At 69.6% G+C, this 16,723-nt stretch carries 18 protein-coding genes and 1 tRNA gene; 11 read left to right on the top strand and 8 right to left on the bottom strand.

The window, feature by feature from the left end:
* Positions 1-117 precede the first annotated feature (117 nt).
* The 5 genes from AB3M83_RS08950 to AB3M83_RS08930 form a co-directional block, all read right to left on the bottom strand.
* The gene (locus tag AB3M83_RS08950) at positions 118-606 is read right to left on the bottom strand and encodes a hypothetical protein (protein ID WP_412947194.1); all 489 of its coding nucleotides are present in this window, start codon (positions 604-606) and stop codon (positions 118-120) included.
* Between the two features lie 17 nt (positions 607-623).
* A tRNA-Arg gene (locus tag AB3M83_RS08945) sits at positions 624-695 on the bottom strand.
* A 256-nt stretch (positions 696-951) separates the two neighbouring features.
* The gene (locus AB3M83_RS08940) at positions 952-1,491 is read right to left on the bottom strand and encodes a hypothetical protein (RefSeq protein WP_412947192.1); all 540 of its coding nucleotides are present in this window, start codon (positions 1,489-1,491) and stop codon (positions 952-954) included.
* A gap of 86 nt (positions 1,492-1,577) precedes the next feature.
* The gene (locus tag AB3M83_RS08935; RefSeq protein WP_412947190.1) at positions 1,578-2,699 is read right to left on the bottom strand and encodes a tyrosine-type recombinase/integrase; all 1,122 of its coding nucleotides are present in this window, start codon (positions 2,697-2,699) and stop codon (positions 1,578-1,580) included.
* A 352-nt stretch (positions 2,700-3,051) separates the two neighbouring features.
* Entirely contained in the window at positions 3,052-4,095 is a 1,044-nt protein-coding gene (locus tag AB3M83_RS08930; RefSeq protein ID WP_412947187.1) for an NAD(P)-dependent alcohol dehydrogenase, read from the bottom strand.
* 158 nt (positions 4,096-4,253) lie between these two features.
* Here AB3M83_RS08930 and AB3M83_RS08925 point away from each other — a divergent pair, with 158 nt between their 5' ends.
* The 4 genes from AB3M83_RS08925 (at position 4,254) to AB3M83_RS08910 (ending at position 7,898) form a co-directional block, all read left to right on the top strand.
* Complete coding sequence (locus AB3M83_RS08925) at positions 4,254-4,604, top strand: YnfA family protein (protein ID WP_412947184.1); 351 nt, start codon at positions 4,254-4,256, stop codon at positions 4,602-4,604.
* Between the two features lie 47 nt (positions 4,605-4,651).
* Positions 4,652-5,164, top strand: coding sequence for a glycine cleavage system transcriptional repressor (locus tag AB3M83_RS08920; RefSeq protein ID WP_412947183.1), 513 nt, complete (start codon positions 4,652-4,654; stop codon positions 5,162-5,164).
* A 176-nt stretch (positions 5,165-5,340) separates the two neighbouring features.
* Complete coding sequence (gene thrS / locus AB3M83_RS08915; protein WP_412947182.1) at positions 5,341-7,350, top strand: threonine--tRNA ligase; 2,010 nt, start codon at positions 5,341-5,343, stop codon at positions 7,348-7,350.
* Positions 7,347-7,898 carry an HIT family protein gene (locus AB3M83_RS08910; RefSeq protein WP_412947180.1) on the top strand — a complete coding sequence of 184 codons (552 nt, stop codon included), beginning with the start codon at positions 7,347-7,349 and terminating at the stop codon, positions 7,896-7,898. Before thrS ends, AB3M83_RS08910 begins: the two co-directional genes overlap by 4 nt.
* Before the next feature lie 21 nt (positions 7,899-7,919).
* On the opposite strand, the gene pdxY is transcribed toward AB3M83_RS08910, so the two are convergent.
* Both pdxY and AB3M83_RS08900 read right to left on the bottom strand, forming a co-directional pair.
* Positions 7,920-8,771: a pyridoxal kinase PdxY gene (gene pdxY / locus AB3M83_RS08905; protein ID WP_412947178.1), complete on the bottom strand. Its 852-nt coding sequence runs from the start codon at positions 8,769-8,771 to the stop codon at positions 7,920-7,922.
* Positions 8,768-10,117: an aminotransferase class I/II-fold pyridoxal phosphate-dependent enzyme gene (locus AB3M83_RS08900; RefSeq protein WP_412947176.1), complete on the bottom strand. Its 1,350-nt coding sequence runs from the start codon at positions 10,115-10,117 to the stop codon at positions 8,768-8,770. Before AB3M83_RS08900 ends, pdxY begins: the two co-directional genes overlap by 4 nt.
* Positions 10,118-10,157: 40 nt before the next feature.
* On the opposite strand from AB3M83_RS08900, the gene pdxS reads away from it, so the two are divergent.
* Together pdxS and pdxT are read left to right on the top strand one after the other, a co-directional pair.
* Positions 10,158-11,048 (top strand): pyridoxal 5'-phosphate synthase lyase subunit PdxS, encoded by an 891-nt coding sequence (gene pdxS, locus AB3M83_RS08895; protein ID WP_412947173.1) that lies wholly within the window; start codon positions 10,158-10,160, stop codon positions 11,046-11,048.
* A complete protein-coding gene (gene pdxT, locus AB3M83_RS08890) occupies positions 11,045-11,680 on the top strand; it encodes a pyridoxal 5'-phosphate synthase glutaminase subunit PdxT (RefSeq protein ID WP_412947172.1) in 636 nt (211 codons plus the stop codon). The genes pdxS and pdxT overlap by 4 nt, the downstream gene beginning before the upstream one ends.
* Here pdxT and AB3M83_RS08885 read toward each other — a convergent pair.
* Complete coding sequence (locus AB3M83_RS08885) at positions 11,640-13,010, bottom strand: pyridoxal phosphate-dependent decarboxylase family protein (RefSeq protein ID WP_412947169.1); 1,371 nt, start codon at positions 13,008-13,010, stop codon at positions 11,640-11,642. The two genes, pdxT and AB3M83_RS08885, sit on opposite strands and share 41 nt — an antisense overlap.
* A gap of 91 nt (positions 13,011-13,101) precedes the next feature.
* Between AB3M83_RS08885 and AB3M83_RS08880 the strand changes: the two genes are divergently transcribed.
* The 5 genes from AB3M83_RS08880 (at position 13,102) to AB3M83_RS08860 (ending at position 16,693) form a co-directional block, all read left to right on the top strand.
* Positions 13,102-13,860, top strand: coding sequence for a YebC/PmpR family DNA-binding transcriptional regulator (locus AB3M83_RS08880; protein WP_412947167.1), 759 nt, complete (start codon positions 13,102-13,104; stop codon positions 13,858-13,860).
* Positions 13,861-13,915: 55 nt separating this feature from the next.
* Positions 13,916-14,482 carry a crossover junction endodeoxyribonuclease RuvC gene (gene ruvC, locus AB3M83_RS08875; protein ID WP_412947165.1) on the top strand — a complete coding sequence of 189 codons (567 nt, stop codon included), beginning with the start codon at positions 13,916-13,918 and terminating at the stop codon, positions 14,480-14,482.
* Positions 14,483-14,528: 46 nt separating this feature from the next.
* Entirely contained in the window at positions 14,529-15,143 is a 615-nt protein-coding gene (gene ruvA / locus AB3M83_RS08870; protein WP_412947163.1) for a Holliday junction branch migration protein RuvA, read from the top strand.
* Positions 15,136-16,167: a Holliday junction branch migration DNA helicase RuvB gene (ruvB, locus tag AB3M83_RS08865; protein ID WP_412947161.1), complete on the top strand. Its 1,032-nt coding sequence runs from the start codon at positions 15,136-15,138 to the stop codon at positions 16,165-16,167. The genes ruvA and ruvB overlap by 8 nt, the downstream gene beginning before the upstream one ends.
* A 76-nt stretch (positions 16,168-16,243) precedes the next feature.
* Positions 16,244-16,693 carry a preprotein translocase subunit YajC gene (locus AB3M83_RS08860; RefSeq protein WP_412947159.1) on the top strand — a complete coding sequence of 150 codons (450 nt, stop codon included), beginning with the start codon at positions 16,244-16,246 and terminating at the stop codon, positions 16,691-16,693.
* Positions 16,694-16,723: the final 30 nt, after the last annotated feature.

Below are 16,723 nucleotides of genomic sequence, written 5' to 3'. Positions count from 1 at the left end.
ATCCTCTGCTCGGAGGCTTATGCAACCGGGGAGCTACTCAGTCCGAAAACTAGGCCCAACGCCGTGCCCTTACAGCATACCGGGGCTGTGCGACATTGTGCCGCCTTCTGCCCCTTACTATCCGTTTCCCCATTCATCGATGTGTCGGACGAAAGCCCGTAGCGGCACCTCGATGATGCCGTCCTCACCGCGTAGCAGCGCCAACGCCGATATTGCGGGAGAAAGCTGCGTGGGGTTCGCGAATGGCTTGACGATGCGGCAATGCGGGCACTGAAGCCGCCAACGGCTGCGGAAGGCATTGGCGTCTCGGGCGTCTCGCCGCTCGTCGGGCTCCAACCATCGGTCGCCGACGAGCCACTGGGTGGCGCGCGGAATCACCTTGAAGTAGTGCGCTTCCGCATGTGCCGCGTATCCCGCCGTGCTCTCAACCCAATGATTGTGAGCGGGGTCGTCCGATGGAACGAAAGACGCTATCCGGTGTTTAGGGTGCGGTGCGATCTCTCGACCGCTGCAGTACACGGACACATATGGCCCGACCCCGACGAGGAACCGTGATGGGCCTCCGCGCCGTTCAGGACGCTCGTCCCAGTTCTTCTTGCGGCTCATCTGTACATCCTTCCCCGTCCCTCCGACAGGATTCGAACCTGTGACCGGTCGCCTAGAACGCGTTCGCTCTTCCTCTGAGCTACGGAGGGGGAGGGATGCCCGCCTGGCAGGCACCCCATGGTCATCCTGTTCCTCCTCAGAGCGCTGCCCGCCGGTAGACGTTCGCGATTCCATGCGCGCGACGGTAGCGGCTGACCGTCCGGTCAGAGATGCCGAGAGCCATTGCGATTGCTCGGTCGCTGAATCCGTAGGCGAGGAGGGTCCGGACGCGATCGTAGATTTGATCGGACTCGTACTTCGGGAAAGGTCCGCGGCGCGATGAGCGGACAGCCGACCTGACGGTCATCACAGGTCACCGAGTCCGGACATCCGGTCGTGTACATCGATCGGGCGTCGAAGCTCCCGCGCGGGTTCACATGCCTCGGCCAGCGCGCGAGCGAGGGTGTCGTCTCCATCGAGCACACGCCCGATCGATGACATCGGTAGCCCTGCGTCTGCACACGCGCGGCGCAGTTCGCTGACCGTCATCGAGTCGATCCTTGCGATGGCCTCGCGGTCGCGACCGCCGCTACGCGAGTTAGCGCCGATGAAGGCGAGGAACTCGGCATGGATCTGCTGGAACGACTCTGACAGCGCGCCGAGATCGCAGGCTTCGTCGGGGGCGAAAGTCCACTCCGTGAAATCGGGCATCCACTCAACGGTCGGCTTCCCCGAGCTGACGACGAACGCCACCTCGATGGCACCCGCTGTCACCGTCCTGCGGTGGTACGCGCGATCTTCAGCGTCTTGATCGTGGGAATGGTCGACCTCGCACCAGTCGTGCATTGCGCAGTCCTTGACGGCGCTTTCTCGGACGGTCCTGCGGGTATCGTTGTCAGTGATCATCTCGACTCCAAGTTGTGTGATCTTGCCCTCGTTCGAGTTGCCGCTCGAGCGGGGGCACTTTACGTGACGGCGGGCGCCGTCACTGCTCATGCGAGTTCGGACATCCGCCTCGCAAGCTCTTCATCGCGGCCAGCGGTGTGCTGGTAACGCATCGCGGCGACGACGGTCGAGTGACCAAGCCTCGCCTGCAGTTCTTTGAGGGTTGCGCCGGCGATCGCCGCCCGTGTCGCCCCGTAATGGCGCAGACCGTGCCAGGGCAAGTCCGGGCGCTTAGCGGCGACGCGCGCCGCGTTCCAGTGTTTGTAGAACGCTGACTGGCCCAGATGGCTCGAGCCATCAGCGCCGGGGAAGAGGAGCGACTCGGGGAACCGGGTCACGTTCTCTTTGAGATGAGTGAGCACGATGTCATTGACGTGGGGAGGCAGCACGATGCTCCGAACGCCAGCCTCGGACTTCGTCGGGCCCACGACGAATCCTTGACCAGTCACCTGCGTGACGCCTCGGGAAACATTCACGATGATTGCTTGCTCGCCGTTTTCGCTTTCAATGACGTCGATGTCTTTCCGTCTGAGTTCGGTGAGTTCGCCGTAGCGAACGCCCGTCCAGGCGGCTAGAGCGACAGCGGCCTTGAAGCGCGGAGTGATGACCTCGATGATCTTGGCGAGCTCAGCGGCGGTGGGGGGTGTGATCTTTCTTCCCGTGGACGCGGCTGCTGCTCCACGAATCTGACACGGATTGGTCTTGAGTCGGCCGTCGTTGACCGCCGTCGCGAGAACGGATTTCAGCAACTCGTAGGCGCGCGCAGCCTGAGTCTTCGTGCCGGCCTTCACAAGGTCGGAGTACCAGCTCCGCACAGCTTCTGACGTGATTGCGGTGAGTCGCAGGGGGGCGAAAGGCGCGAGCGGGCCGCGGATGAGCCGGCGGTACTCGGCAGCCGTACGTGGGCGAAGGTGTTCGCCGTGCCTGTTGGTCCGGGTGTCGATCCAGTTCTCCGCGTACTCCGCGAAGGTCGCCGTCTTCCCACGCTTTGCGCTCTCGGCCAGTTCGGCTGCGCCGCGGGACCATTCGCCCGAGAGTATCTGCGCCTGCTGGGTGACCAACCAACCGCGAGCATCGGTGAGGGTGTCGAAGGTTTGAGGAGCGTTGTGACGCTCGCCGTCGGGGCCGACGTAGGACGCCTGAACGCGGCCGCTGGGAAGCTTACGCACCGCCCCAAATGACTCTCGTCGCTTCCGTTTCGCCATCTTCTTCCCCGTCGCCCGTGCAATAACGTGCAATATCTCGTGCAGTCTATTGCTTGTTCCTGCGTTCCTGTGACGTTAACACTGGAAGCGCTGCATCCGCAAGAATACGGGCCAAAACGGGGCGTCTAGCGGCATCGGAGGCTCTGGTGATCAGTAGCGCAGTTACAGTTTCGATCCCAGTATCGCGCACAGACAAACCCCCGGTTACCCGGGGGTTTTTTGTTGTCCCGGAGTGGTTCCGCGATCGCTCCTCACACCTCCTCGCCCTGCACTCAGGCATGCGGGAGTGGGGACACGTCCCCACTCCCGGCTGAGATCAGGGGACGATGACGGCGCGACCGCGGACCGAGCCGGAGGCCAGCGCCTCGTAGGCCTTCGGACCGTCCTCGAGTGAGTACTGCTGCACCTCGACCCCCACGTGGCCCGAGCGCGCCAGGTCGAGCACTTCGATGAGCTCGCTGCGCGAACCCCAGTACGGGATCCGCAGGGCGGCGTCGTAGGCGATCGAGCCGAAGCCGACGTGAGCCGTTCCTCCGCCGATCCCGACGATCGTGACGTCCGCTTCGGCGGCAGCTGCCCCCACGGCGGTCGCGATCGTGGGGCCGGCTCCGACGAAGTCGAACACGGCCTCCGCGCCCAGGCCGCCCGTGAGCTCCCTGATCGCGGCGACGGCGTCCTCGTCGCTGAGGACGGCATGATGGGCGCCGACCTCGGTCGCGAGGCCGAGCTTCTCCTCGGAGATGTCGAGAGCGACCACGGTCGCCGAGGTGAGCGCCCGGAGGATCTGGATCGCGACGTGGCCGAGCCCGCCGGTCCCGATCACGACGGCGGTGGTCCCGGCACCGAGTTTCGGGAGAGAGTTCTTGATGGCGTGGTACGGCGTCAGACCGGCATCCGTCAGCGACACGTTCTCGACGGGGTCGAGGTCGCCGAGGGGCACGAGGTGGCGCGCGTCGTCGACGATCATGTATTCGGCCATCGAGCCGGGCGCCCCGAGCCCCGGAGGCATGATGCCCTCCGCGGCGGCGTTCGTGCAGTAGTTCTCCTTGCCCTGCGAGCAGTTGTGGCAGCGGCCGCAGCCCCACGGCCCGTAGACGGCCACCGCATCTCCCACGCTCACGTGCTCGACGCCCTCGCCGAGCTCGGCGACGATGCCGGCGCCTTCGTGACCGAGTGTGAGGGGGAGGGGATAGCCGGCCGCGGCGTACTCGTCGGCCGAAAGTCCCATGACGTACTCGTCCGAATGGCAGACGCCCGCTGCGGTGACCTGGAGGAGCACCTGACCGGGACCGGGAGTCGGCTTCTCGATCTCGACGACTTCTGGGTGGGATCCGATTCGTGTGTATTGGAGAGCCTTCATGCCTTCCACGCTACGTCCGCCCCCGGCGGCGAGGGCCGCCCCCTGTGATGCGGCCGCCGCCGCGGGTAAGCTCCGGCCTGGCCCGCGCACGTGGGCGCGCGGGTCGCGTACCGACGGCCGCTGCGAGGCGCGTCGTGGAGCCTGTCAGACTGGCGCGCATGACGACCGCGCGCATCGCCATCCTGTTCCTGCTGGCCGCCCTCGCCGAGATCGGCGGCGCATGGCTGATCTGGCAGGCGGTCCGCGAGGACAAGGGGTGGCTGTTCGCCGCCGCCGGCGTCCTCGCGCTCGGCGCCTATGGGTTCATCGCCGCGTTCCAGCCCGACGCGAACTTCGGCCGAGTGCTCGCCGCCTATGGCGGCATCTTCATCGCCGGATCCCTCGCGTGGGGCGTGCTCGTCGACGGCTTCACGCCGACCGTCTGGGACTATGCCGGGTCGGCCATCGCCCTGGTGGGCGCGGGCGTCGTCATCCTCGCCCCCGTCATCACCGGCGGCGCCGACGCATGACCTGCGGGGGACTGCCTCGCCGCTCGGTGCGGCGCTAGGCTCGCGCCATGGCGCATCTCGTACTCACCGTCGTCGGTGACGACCGTCCCGGGCTGGTCAACGCCCTCGCCGAGCAGGTCGCGGCGCACGGCGGCAACTGGGAGCGGAGCGAGCTCGCCGAGCTCGCGGGTGCCTTCGCCGGCATCGTCCTGGTCTCGGTCCCCGACGACCGGGAAGACGAGCTGACCGCCGCCCTCGAGCAGCTCGACGGCATGCTCCGGGTCACGGCCCACGGCGGTCACCCCACCGACGACGCCGCGGTGGGAGAGAGGGAACTGGAGCTGACGGTCCTCGGCAACGACCGTCCCGGCATCGTCCGCGACGTGACCGCGGCCATCGCCCGGCATGCGCTGAGCATCGACACGTTCCGCAGCCGCACCCTCGACGCTCCGATGGCCGGCGGGACGCTGTTCGAGGCGACCGTCGCCTTCCGGCTTCCCACGGGGACGGATGCCGGCACCGTCATCGGCGCGCTCGAACAGCTCGCCGGCGAGATCCAGGTCGACCTCGCCATCGCCTGAGCGGATGCCGCTCGGCGCCGTCTGTGGCGCGGTGCACCGACGACTAGACTCGGATCATGGAACACCGCCGGCTCAGCTTCCACGCCGGCACGCGAACGCCTCACGCCTGAGCGGGCAGAGCGCGGTGCGCTCGAAGCTGAGCAGCCGTATCCGAGCCACCCTCTGGAGAGACTTCCTTGACTGATGTGATCACCCCGGCGGACGTTCCGCTCCCCGCCGACGGATTCGCCGTGTTCCCCGACCGCTCGGTCGTGGCCCTCCGCATCGGCGGGGAGGTGAAGGACCTCGCCACCACGGTGACCGATCTCGACGGCGTCGAGCCGATCACCGTGAGCAGCGAGGACGGGCTCGCGATCCTGCGTCACTCCACCGCACACGTGCTCGCCCAGGCGGTGCAGCGCATCCGCCCGCAGGCCAACCTCGGCATCGGCCCCCCGATCACCGACGGGTTCTACTACGACTTCGGCGTCGACGACCCGTTCACCCCGGAAGACCTCAAGGCCATCAAGAAGGAGATGGAGCGCATCGTCCGCGAGGGTCAGCGCTTCGTCCGTCGCGTCGTCACGGACGACGAGGCCCGCGAAGAGCTGAAGGACGAGCCGTTCAAGCTGGAGCTGATCGGCCTCAAGGGCGGCACGAAGGAAGCCGCCGAGGGCGCCTCCGTCGAGGTCGGCGCCGGTGAGCTCACGATCTACGACAACGTGACCCGCGACGGCGTCACCGCGTGGAAGGACCTCTGCCGCGGACCGCACGTGCCCTCCACCCGCATGGTCGGCAACGGGTGGGACCTCACCCGCATCGCCGGGGCCTACTGGCGCGGCAGCGAGAAGAACCCGCAGCTGCAGCGCATCTACGGCACGGCATGGCCGACGAAGGACGAGCTGCGCGCCTACAAGGAGCGCCTCGAGGAGGCCGCCAAGCGCGACCACCGCAAGCTCGGGAAGGAGCTCGACCTCTTCTCGTTCCCCGATGAGGTGGGCTCCGGCCTGTCCGTGTGGCATCCCAAGGGCGGCATCGTCCGTCAGGAGATGGAGCAGCACGCCCTCAAGCGGCACCGCGAAGGCGGCTACACCTACGTCTACACCCCGCACATCACGAAGAAGGACCTCTTCGTCCAGTCGAACCACCTCGTCACGTACAAGGACGGCATGTTCCCGCCGATCCACCTCGACGAGGAACGGGACGACAACGGCGAGATCACCAAGCAGGGCACCGACTACTACCTGAAGCCGATGAACTGCCCGATGCACATCCTGATCTTCAAGGAGCGCGGGCGCAGCTACCGCGACCTCCCGATGCGGCTGTACGAGAACGGCACGGTCTACCGCTACGAGCTCTCCGGGGCTCTCCACGGGCTGACGCGCGTGCGCGGTTTCACGCAGGACGACTCGCACCTGTTCGTCACGCCCGATCAGCTCGAGGGCGAAGCCGAGAAGGTCCTCGACTTCGTGCTCACGATGCTGCGCGACTTCGGCCTGACCGACTTCGAACTCGAGCTGTCGATGCGCGACGACGAGAAGGAGAAGTGGATCGGCGACGAGGAGCACTGGGCGATGGCCACCGATGCGCTCCGCCGCGTCGCGAAGGCATCCGGCCTGAAGCTCACCGAGGTCGAGGGGGAGGCCGCGTTCTACGGTCCGAAGATCGACCTGAAGACGAAGGATGCCCTCGGCCGCACGTGGCAGCTGTCGACCGTGCAGATCGACTTCAACCTTCCCGAGCGGTTCGATCTCGAGTACACCGGTCCGGACGGCGCGAAGCATCGCCCCGTCATGATCCACCGGGCGCTGTTCGGGTCCGCCGAGCGGTTCTTCGCCATCCTGCTCGAGCACTACGCCGGTGCGTTCCCCGTCTGGCTCGCCCCCGTCCAGGTCGTCGGCATCCCGGTCGCGGAGCAGTTCGCGGACTACCTCGACGAGATCGTCGGCGAGCTGCGCACGCACGGCGTCCGCGCCGACGTCGACCACTCCGACGACCGCATGCAGAAGAAGATCCGCACCCACACGACGCAGAAGGTCCCGCTCCAGCTCATCGCAGGGGAGCAGGACCGCGCCGCCGGCACGGTGTCGTTCCGCTTCCGCGACGGCTCGCAGACCAACGGGATCCCGGTGGCGGACGCGATCCAGAGGATCGTCCACGCGATCGACGCGAAGACGCTCGTCAACACCGCGGAGGACCTCGCATGAGTGACGACACGGACCAATCCCGGGAGGACGCGGCGGACATGGCGGGCGTCCCCGACGAGTTCCAGCGGCTGTGGACGCCGCACCGGATGGCGTACATCCAGGCCGGGCCCGAGCCGCTCAAGCACGACTGCCCGTTCTGCGCCGCACCCGACAAGAGCGATGAGGACGGTCTCATCGTCGCGCGCGGCGAGACGGCCTACGTGGTCCTGAACCTGTTCCCCTACAACTCCGGCCATCTGCTGGTCTGCCCGTACCGTCACTTCGGCACCTACGACGAGGCGACGCCCGAGGAGGTCGCCGAGATCGGAGCGCTCACCCAGCTCGCCATGCGCGTCCTCCGCGACGTGTCGCGCTGCGACGGCTTCAACCTCGGCATGAACCAGGGCGCCGTGGCCGGTGCCGGAGTCGCGGACCACCTGCACCAGCACGTCGTCCCGCGCTGGGCGACGGACGCCAACTTCTTCCCGATCATCGCCAAGACCAAGGCGCTGCCGCAGCTGCTCGGCGAGGTGCGCGATGCGATCCAGGGGGCATGGCCGGTCTACTGACCGGCCCCCCTGCTCTCGACGTCAGCGGACCTGGGTGACCTCGAACTGCAGCCGCGGGCTCGCGTAGAACTCCTGCGACTCGATCAGCTGCAGCTCCCGCGAGCCGGCGTCGAAGGTTGTCTGAAGCAGGTCGAACACGCTCGAGGTGGTCTTCGCGAGCGCGTCGGCGGCATCGCCCGTCGCGCGGAAGTGGGCCGTGAACAGCGCTGCGGTGACATCGCCCGAGCCGTTCGCCTTCATCGGGATGTGCGGCGTCCGGACGATCCACGCGCCGGCATCCGTCACGGCCATCATCTCGATGGTGCCCTCGGGGCGGTCGGGACGCTCGACGCTCGTCACGAGGACGGTCGAGGGACCCATCGCGCGGGCGAGATCCACCGACGCGAGCGTCGAGTCGAGGTCGGCGGGCTCGGTCTCGGTCAGGAACCCGAGCTCGAACTGGTTGGGGGTGATGATGTCCGCGGCGGGGACGACGCGCTCGCGCAGCAGCACCGGGATGGACGGAGCGACGAAGCAGCCCGACTTCGCATTCCCCATGACGGGGTCGCAGGCGTACACGGCGGACGGGTTGGCCGCCTTCACGCGCGCGACGGCGTCGAGGATGACATCGCCGATGCCCTCGCCGCCCTGATATCCCGAGAGCACGACGTCGATGTCGGGGAACGCGCCGCGCTCCTCGATGCCGGTGATGACGTCGGCGACGTCGGTCGGACTGATGAGCGGTCCGCGCCAGGCGCCGTAGCCGGTGTGGTTGGAGAAGTTCACGGTGTACACCGGATAGACCTCGATACCGATCCGCTGGAGCGGGAAGACGGCGGCGGAGTTGCCCACGTGGCCGTAGGCGACGGCGGACTGGATGGAGAGGATCTTCACGAGGGGTTCGCTTTCGGGGAGGACGCGACCGCGTCGACGGCGGCGGCGATGTCGGTGGCGAGCCGGGAGGCATCGCCGTCGGTCAGGTCGTGCACGGTGAGACGCAGGTGGTGCGCAGCGTCGTCGTCGTCGAGGACGAAGTCGTCGCCGGGGCGGGCGAGCCAGCCTCGGCGCATGAGCTGCTCGGCCACGGCGCGGGCGCGCTGCGGCAGACGCACCCACAGACTGAGTCCGTCGCCGGCCGTGGCCGGGATCCCGGCCCGGGTCAGCGCGGCCGCGAACGACGTGTTGCGCTCGCGATAGTGCGCCGCGGCGCTTCCCACCTTCGCCGTGACGGCCGGGTCGGTGACGAGCGCCACGACGAGTCGCTGCAGCAGGTGGCTCACCCAGGTGGAGCCGGGGCTCAGCCGCAGCGCGAGCCGGCGTGCGGTCTCGGCGTCGCTCGCGGTGACCGCCAGGCACATGTCGGGACCGAGGAACTTGGAGACCGAACGGATCAGCGCCCAGCGCTGATGGTCCGGCCCGATGATCGAGTGGTAGGGCTGCCGGGACAGCATCGAGAAATGGTCGTCCTCGATCACGAGGACGTACGGATGCCGCGCGAGCACCTGCCGCAGCTGCGCGGCGCGCTCGGCGGTGAGGCTCACACCGGTGGGGTTCTGCGCGCGCGGTGTGCACACGATCGCCCGGACGCCCGCCGCGAGCGCGTCGCGGAGCCCGGCGACCGTCATCCCCTCGTCGTCCACGGGGATCGCGACGGGACGGTAGCCGCCGATCCGCACCGTCCGGAGGGCCGAGAGGAAGCAGGGGTCCTCCAGCCCGACGGCGTCGTCGCGGGTCAAGGCGTCGGCGAAGAGCCGCTCGAGGGCATCGACCGCGCCGCCCGTGATGGTCAGGTGCAGGTCGCTCCGCGCCGGCAGATCGGCCCCGATCCAGGCGCGCGCCCAGTCCTCCAGCGCGGGGTCGATCGTGGGCTCGCCGTAGAGGACGGGCCGGCCGGCGAGGTTCCGGAGCGCGTCCGACGGGTCGGGGATGAGCGCCGGATCGGGGTTGCCGGTCCCGACGTCGCGCAGCACGCTGTCGGGCGCGTAGCCTTCGTCGGCGATCGTGGAGCGCCGCGTCACCCGGGTGCCGGCGCGCCCGGCGGTCTCGACGGCGCCCGCCTGACCGAGCTGCCGGTACGCGGCGACCACCGTGTTGCGGTTGACGCCCAGCACATCGGCGAGTGCGCGCACCGGGGGGAGCGCCGCACCGGGGGACAGGTCGCCCCGATCGATGAGTGAACGGATGCTGTCGGCAATGTCGGCGGCCGACTCGCCGCTGATCGCCAGGACTCCGTTCGTCATGTCCGTCAGTCTATGTCCGAGACATGCTAGCTTTTGGCCTATGCCAACAACCGCCACCGGGACGGCGCGCGTCAAGCGCGGCCTCGCCGAGATGCTCAAGGGCGGCGTCATCATGGACGTCGTCACCGCCGACCAGGCCAAGATCGCCGAGGACGCCGGCGCCGTCGCCGTCATGGCGCTCGAACGGGTCCCCGCCGACATCCGGTCGCAGGGCGGTGTCGCGCGCATGAGCGACCCCGATCTGATCGACGACATCATCGCGTCGGTGTCGATCCCGGTCATGGCGAAGGCTCGCATCGGTCACTTCGTGGAGGCGCAGGTCCTGCAGGAGCTCGGTGTCGACTACATCGACGAGTCCGAGGTGCTCTCACCCGCCGACTACGTGAACCACATCGACAAGTGGGAGTACACGGTGCCCTTCGTCTGCGGCGCGACGAACCTGGGGGAGGCCCTCCGCCGCATCACCGAGGGCGCCGCGATGATCCGCTCCAAGGGCGAGGCCGGCACCGGCGACGTCTCGGAGGCCATGAAGCACATCCGCAGGATCCGGGGCGAGATCGCGGCCCTCGCCGCCCTGCCGCGCGACGAGCTCTACGTCGCCGCGAAAGAGCTGCAGGCGCCGTACGAGCTCGTCGCCGAGATCGCCGAGACGGGCACGCTGCCCGTCGTCCTGTTCGTCGCGGGCGGCGTCGCGACGCCCGCCGACGCCGCGATGATGATGCAGCTCGGCGCCGACGGCGTCTTCGTCGGATCGGGGATCTTCAAGAGCGGCAACCCCGCCGAACGCGCCGCCGCGATCGTGAAGGCGACGACGTTCTTCGACGACCCCAAGATCGTCGCCGACGTCTCGCGGGGACTCGGCGAAGCGATGGTCGGCATCAACGTGTCGGACCTGCCCGCACCGCACCGGCTGGCCGAGCGCGGCTGGTGAGCGGTCCGCGCATCGGCGTCCTCGCCCTTCAGGGCGACGTGCGCGAGCACGTCCGCGTCCTGGGGGGCCTCGGCGCCGAGGCGGTCCTGGTGCGGCGGCCGGAGGAGCTGGCATCCGTCGACGGGCTCATCCTTCCCGGCGGGGAGTCGAGCGCCATCGACAAGCTGAGTCGCGCGTTCGGCATGCAGCAGCCGATCCGCTCCGCGATCGCGGACGGGATGCCGGTGTACGGCACGTGCGCGGGCCTGATCCTGCTCGCGGACCGGATCGCCGACGGCATCGCGGGGCAGGAGAGCTTCGGCGGCATGGACGTCACGGTGCGGCGGAACGCCTTCGGCGGCCAGACGGAATCCTTCGAGACGTCGCTCGATGTTCCCGCGGTCGGTGCGGAGCCGGTGCGGGCCACCTTCATCCGCGCGCCGATCGTGGCGGAGGCCGGGGAAGGGGTCGAGGTGCTCGCGCGCGTCGAGGGCGGCAGGATCGTGGCGGTCCGGCAGGGGAACCTGCTCGGCACGGCGTTCCACCCCGAGCTGTCCGGGGACACCCGCTTCCACGAGCTCCTGCTGGCCGCCGTCCGCACGGCCCCGCGCCTCAGCGGGCCGCCACGAGCGACCGGATCGCCTCGAGCGTGAGGGCCACGTCGTCGGCGGTGGTCACCCAGGACGACACCGAGCAGCGGATGACGGCGCGACCCGCCCAGTCCGCCCCCGTCATCGCCGCCGTCCCCTCGGCGAGGATCGCGGCGCACAGAGCGCGGGTCGCCCCGTCGTCGTCGAGGCGGAACATGACCTGGGTGTAGACGACGTCGTTGACGACGGTGACCCCGGGGATCCGCGCCAGGCCGTCGGCCAGTCGCTGCGCGTTCTCGCACATCCCCTCGACGAGCGCGGCGACACCGCTCCGGCCCAGCGACCGCAGCGCCGCCCATGCCGGGACGCCGCGGCCTCGCCGCGACAGCTCGGGCGTGACGTCCCACGGGTCCATGCGGGAGTAGATGAGGTAGTCGCCGGCCGTCCGCAGCATCGCGATCGAGTCGGCGGCGTCGCGCACGATCGCCATGCCGCAGTCGTAGGGCACGTTGAGCGTCTTGTGGGCGTCGGTCGTCCACGAATCCGCCTCCCCGGTGCCGGCGACCAGATGGCGCAGGGCGGGGGATGCCGCGGCCCACAGGCCGAACGCGCCGTCGATGTGCACCCACGCGCCCGCCGCCCGCGCGACGGGGAGGAGGTCCTCGAAGGGGTCGAAGGCCCCCGTGTGCACTTCGCCGGCCTGCAGGCAGACGACAGCCGGGGCGCCCCGGTCCGCTTCGAGCGCCGCAGCGAGATCGGCCGGGCGCATCCGCCCCTGATCGTCCGTCGGCACCACGACGAGCTCGTCCGAGCCCCAGCCGCAGAACCGCGCGCCGCGGTCGATCGACGCGTGGCGGTGCTCGCCCACGACCAGCCGCACCCGCGGCGCCCCGCGCAGCCCCTGCCGCGTCTGGTCCCAGCCGACCCGGCGCAGCTGCGCGTGCTGCGCCGTCGCCAGGCAGACGGTGTTCGAGACCTGCGCCCCGGTGACGAAGCCGACCGAAGCGTCGGCCGGAAGACCCAGCAGCTCGCAGATCCACGCGCCGGCCGTCCGCTCGAGAGCCGCGACGGCGGTCGTCATCGTCGTGGATCCGGAGTTCTGATCCCAGGCCGAGACCAGCCAGTCCGCCGCGAGGGCGGCCGGGAGCGTCCCGCCGATGACGAACCCGAAGAAGCGGCCGCCGGGGATGCCGACGAGTCCCGGCTCGGCATCCCGCGCCAGCGTCGCGACGACCGAGGCCGGGTCCTCGCCGTCCTCGGGGAGCGGACCGCCGAACACGCGCTCCATCTCGGCCACGTCTGCGCGCGGCCAGACCGGTCGATCCGTGAGCGAGGCCAGGAAGCGGCCGGCCTCATGATGCGCGACCTCGAGCGCGCGTTCCCGAGCGTCCATGGCGAGAAGTGTCCTCGCGTCGCGGCGCCCGCACAACGGGCCCACCGTGCGCGGTCGTAGACTGGAAGTCGCGTTTTTCGAGAGGAGTCCCGTGAGCGGACATTCCAAGTGGGCCACGACGAAGCACAAGAAGGCGGTCATCGACTCCCGCCGCGCCAAGTCCTGGGCCAAACTCATCAAGAACATCGAGGTGGCCGCCAAGCTCGGCGGTGCCGACCTGCAGGGCAACCCCACGCTCTTCGACGCCGTCCTCAAGGCCAAGAAGACGTCGGTCCCGAAGGACAACATCGACCGCGCCATCAAGCGCGGTGCGGGCATCGGCGGCGAGTCGGTCGAGTACACCTCGATCATGTACGAGGCGTACGGCCCGAACGGCGTCGCCCTCATGGTCGAGTGTCTGACCGACAACAAGAACCGCGCCGCGGCCGAGGTGCGCACCGCCCTCACCCGCAACGGCGGCACCCTCGCCGACCCCGGCTCGGTCGCCTACAACTTCACCCGCAAGGGCGTCGTCGTGGTCGCCGGCGAGGGCACCACGGAGGACGACGTCATGATGGCGGCACTCGACGCGGGCGCCGAGGAGGTCGAGCCGCACGCGGACGGCTTCCAGGTCATCACCGAGGCGTCCGACCTCGTCGCCGTCCGCACCGGACTGCAGGAGTCCGGCATCGAGTACGACTCCGCCGACGTCGAGTTCGTCCCGAACCTCAAGGTCGAGATCGATGCCGAGACGGCACGCAAGGTCTTCCGGCTGATCGACGCCCTCGAAGACAGTGACGACGTCCAGAACGTCTACGCGAACTTCGACCTCACGGCCGAGGTCCAGGCCGAGCTCGAGAACGACGAGTAGCGACCGCCGGGCGCGCCTGGAGCGGATGCCGCACGTCCCCGCCTAGCGTGGGGGAGTGGCATCCGCTCTTCGCGTCCTCGGCATCGATCCGGGCCTCACCCGCTGCGGCGTCGGCGTCGTGGACGTGCGTCGCGACCGCAGCGCATCGCTCGTGCACGTCGGGGTCGTCCGTTCCGCGCCCGACCTCCCGATCGAGCAGCGCCTGGCGGTGATCGCCGCCGGCATCCGGAGCGTCCTGGCCGAGCACGGCCCCGACGTGGTCGCCGTGGAGCGCGTCTTCGCGCAGCACAACCGCAGCACGGTAATGGGAACGGCGCAGGCCAGCGGCATCGCTCTCATGCTCGCCGGTGAGCACGGACTCCCGGCGGCGACCCACACCCCGTCGGAGGTCAAGGCCGCGATCACCGGATACGGCAGCGCCGACAAGCTGCAGGTGCAGACGATGGTCGCCCGGGTGCTGCGGCTCGACGCCCTGCCGCAGCCGGCCGACGCCGCCGACGCCCTCGCCCTCGCGCTGTGTCACGCCTGGCGGCGGGGGCCCGCCCCCGCAGGAGCGGCCGCCGGGGCGCTCACCCCCGCGCAGCGGGCATGGGCGCAGGCGGAACAGGCGACGCGGCGCTGAGCGTGTCGCTCGAACATAGCTCCGAAGCCTCGCGTAGGGTCGGAGCATGATCGCCTCGCTCCGCGGCCGCGTGCTGCACCTCGAGCCGGAGTCGGCCGTCCTCGACGTGCACGGCGTCGGGTACGCCGTCGCCGTCACCGCGCAGCATTCGCGCGAGCTCCGCCTGGGCGACGAGGTGACCCTCCACACGTCGCTCATCGTCCGCGAAGACGCCATGTCGCTGTTCGGGTTCCGCGACCGCGAGGAGCTCGGCGTCTTCGGCCAGCTGCTCAGCGTCTCCGGCGTCGGCCCGAAGTCGGCCCTCGGGGTGCTGTCGTCGCTCACGGTGGACCAGATCGCCGCGGCGGTCGCCGACGAGGACGACGCACCTTTCCGGCGGGTGTCGGGCATCGGCCCGAAGACCGCGAAGCTCATCGTCGTCCAGCTGGCCGGAAAGCTCCGTGCGCCCGTCCGCGGCGCAGCGGATGCCGCGGCCCCCGCGCGCGGGCTGGCCGACCAGGTCGTCGCCGGACTCGTCGCCCTCGGCTGGAGCGAGCGCGTCGCGCTCGACGCCGTCGCGGCGGTCGCCGACGACGCACCCGCGGCAGCCACCGTCCCCGCGCTCCTGAAGCTCGCCCTCGCCCACCTGGGACCCGCGCGGAAGGAGCGGACCGGTGTCTGAGGTCCGCGACGCCGACCATCCCGAGGACGAGACGGAGCTCGCCGTCGAGGGCGCGCTGCGCCCCGGGTCGCTCGCCGAGTTCATCGGGCAGACGAAGGTCCGCGGTCAGCTCCAGCTCCTCCTGGACGCCGCGCGCATCCAGCAGCGCCCGGCGGACCACATCCTGCTCTCAGGCCCGCCCGGACTCGGCAAGACGACGCTCGCCATGATCGTCGCCCACGAGAGTGAGAAGCCGCTCCGGATGTCGAGCGGGCCGGCCATCCAGCACGCGGGCGACCTCGCCGCGCTGCTGTCCAGCCTCGTGCCCGGGGAAGTGCTCTTCATCGACGAGATCCACCGGATGGCGCGATCCGCCGAGGAGATGCTCTACCTCGCGATGGAGGACTTCCGCATCGACATCATGGTGGGCAAGGGCGCCGGCGCCACCAGCATCCCCCTCGATCTCGCCCCGTTCACGCTCGTCGGGGCGACCACCCGCTCCGGGATGCTGCCCAACCCGCTGCGCGACCGGTTCGGGTTCACCGCGCACCTGGAGTACTACGAGCCCGACGAGCTGGAGCGCGTCGTCGCGCGATCCGCCGTGATGCTCGACGTCCACGTGCCGCCGGCGTCGCGGGAGGAGATCGCGCGCCGCTCGCGCGGAACGCCGCGCATCGCGAACCGGCTCCTGCGGCGCGTCCGCGACTACGTCGTGGTGCACGGCGGGTCCTCGAGCGAGGCGACGACCGGGGACGTCCGGGCCGCCCTCGACCTGTACGACGTCGACGACATCGGGCTCGACCGGCTCGACCGCGCGGTGCTGGACGCGGTCGTGCGACGGTTCCGCGGCGGGCCGGTCGGTCTCAACACCCTCGCCGTGACCGTGGGCGAGGAGTCCGACACGATCGAGTCGGTCGTCGAGCCGTACCTGGTGCGGATCGGGTTCCTCGGCCGCACCCCCCGAGGGCGGATCGCGACGCCCGAGGCGTATCGTCACCTGGGTGTTCCCCGCCACGATGGGGCGCTCACCCTGGATGACCTATAATCCTGAGAGGCCATCGGCCTTCCCCTCTTCGCCGCATGGCTGCGGCGTGCCATCCCGAAAGGCAGACCCCGAGTTCATGACGTTCCTCACCGCGCAGAACACCCCGCAGGCCACCGGAGGGAACTTCCTCACCGACTACGGCCTGCTCATCCTGCTGGCGGCTCTGCTGGTCTTCATGTTCTGGAGCTCGCGCCGCCGGGCCAAGAAGATGAAGGAGGAGCAGGAGAAGAAGGCGCTCCAGATGGTTCCGGGCGTCAAGGTCCTGCTCCAGGGCGGTCTCTACGGCACGATCGTCGAGTACGACGCGGAAGACCTCTCCAAGGCCGCTCACGTCGAGCTCGCACCGGGCACCATCGTCGAGGTGCACAGCCAGGCCATCCTCCGTGCCGTCGAGCCGGAGGAGGAGGTCGTCGCCGAGGAGACCGTTGCCGGCGACGACGTCATCACGACGCAGTCCGACACGTCGGTCGAGCCCCAGCCGTTCGCGGACGGCGCCCCCGACCCGGACGACAAGCCCAAGGCCTGACACCCTTCCGCTTCGGCGGAACTCGACGAA

Source organism: Microbacterium pasadenense (genome assembly GCF_047246565.1).
Taxonomy (GTDB): domain Bacteria; phylum Actinomycetota; class Actinomycetes; order Actinomycetales; family Microbacteriaceae; genus Microbacterium.
Note: the sequence above shows the minus strand (reverse complement) of the source record. Positions and strands in the feature narration are given on the sequence as shown.